A 1,667-nucleotide genomic window follows, 5' to 3' on the forward strand; every position below is an offset into this window, starting at 1 on the left:
CAGCCCGGCCACCACCAGCGGCGCCAGCAGCAGGAACACGCGGTTGTAGCCAAAGCAGCGTTCGGCGCGCAGGGCCCCGCGGTACAGGGCCCAGGCGGCGCCCAGCCCCAGCACGGATCCCAGCATCCAGGTCAGCAAGTCGTTCATGGTTGCGGGGTTTTGGAGGTAGCAGGGGCATCGGGGGCAGCGAGCGCGTCGTCGTCATCGGGGCCCGCGGCCTGGGCCTGGCGGAGCAGCGCGTCGAGAGCGGCGGCGTCGAGGTTTTCTTCCTGGGCAAAAAAGGAAAGCAGCCGGCTGAACGAGCCGCCGAAATGCCCCCCCAGTAGCTTGCGCAGCGAAAAGCGGCGGTAATCGTCCTGCCCCACCAGGGCGTGGTAGCGGTGCGTGCGCCCAAAGGCCTCGTAGCCCACGAAGCCCTTCTGCTCCAAAATGCGCACGATGGTGGACACCGTGGTGATGGCCGGCGCCGGGGCCGGCAGGGCCCCCTGCACGTCCTTGACGTAGCTGGGGCCCTCGCGCCAGAGGATGTGCATCACCTGCTCCTCGGCGCGGGTAAGTTCGGGAAAGGAAGGACTCATGAGTAGTTGCGGGGGGTGAGGCAACAAATATCAACTAATATTTTAGTTAATTAACTAAAATATTAGTTGATATAATTAACATACTGATTTACAATAGGTAAATTTTTACCTCAGGATAAAACGGGGTGGTTCGGCGAATTGCCCGAAGGGCTTCGTCGGGCCACTCTTACCACAACCCAGGACTGCTGTTTAGCAAGAGTGGCCCGACGACAGAAAAAGTCGCCGGACCACCCCGCTTTCGGCCACTGCCTGTTTCCTTATCATCCCCGCTGATGCCCCGGCGCAATTGCCCCGCCACGCGGCCGCCGCCGGGGCCCCTAGGCCGCGCCGGGCAACTCGCGCTGGAAATACTGCTGGAGCAGGTCGTTGATTTTGGCCCGGGTGAGGGGCTTGCTGATGATGCCGGCAATGGCCTGCGAATGCTGCAAGTCGCCCAGGTCGCGGCCGAGCAGCGTGGTGGTGAGCAGGATGATGACGATTTTCGAAGCCGGCGGGTCGGGCTGGAATGCCTCCAGGAAATCGATGCCGTTCATCACGGGCATGTTCACGTCCAGCAGAATAAGTGCGGGGCACGCCGCCCCGGCGGGTGCGCAGGTGCGGGCCAGCACCTCCAGCGCCTCCGCGCCGTTGGTGGCCACCAAGCACTCCTCGGTTACGCCCAGGGTGCGCAGCAAGTGCTCGTTGAGGAAGTTGGTGGTGGGGTCGTCGTCGACCAACAAAACGCTGGGTAGCTTCTGCATAAACACACGTACTGGGGCCCCGGGTAGCGGGAAGCCCACTATATAGTTAAATGTTACTATCCGGGGCAAGATACGTTGGCCGCGGAATCAAATGCTAGCCACGGCCCCCGCCCACCAACTTTTTCCGCAACCTGCTTCCCCCAGCAGCCCCAGATGCCCGGGCCCCCGCGCGTGCGAAACGTGCGGGCCGCGCTGGTGGGGTAGCTCGCCTCACCCCCCCAGACCCCCAGAAAGGCTGGGCCCGCTCGGGCCAATCGGACGCCCGGCAACCGGGGCGGTTTGCCGCCGCATCGCCGCGCGGGCGCGGCCCGGCCGGCCGGAACCCACGCCGGGCCTGGGGGCCCCCAGG

At 64.6% G+C, this 1,667-nt stretch carries 2 protein-coding genes; both read right to left on the reverse strand.

Features of this window, described 5'->3' with window-relative positions; all coding sequences use genetic code 11:
* Positions 1–143 precede the first annotated feature (143 nt).
* Entirely contained in the window at positions 144–578 is a 435-nt protein-coding gene (locus BEN49_RS14920; protein WP_070744694.1) for a BlaI/MecI/CopY family transcriptional regulator, read from the reverse strand.
* A 317-nt stretch (positions 579–895) separates the two neighbouring features.
* Complete coding sequence (locus BEN49_RS14925; RefSeq protein ID WP_070744696.1) at positions 896–1,318, reverse strand: response regulator; 423 nt, start codon at positions 1,316–1,318, stop codon at positions 896–898.
* Between the last annotated feature and the right edge of the window lie 349 nt (positions 1,319–1,667).

Source organism: Hymenobacter coccineus, from assembly GCF_001816125.1.
Lineage (GTDB): Bacteria > Bacteroidota > Bacteroidia > Cytophagales > Hymenobacteraceae > Hymenobacter > Hymenobacter coccineus.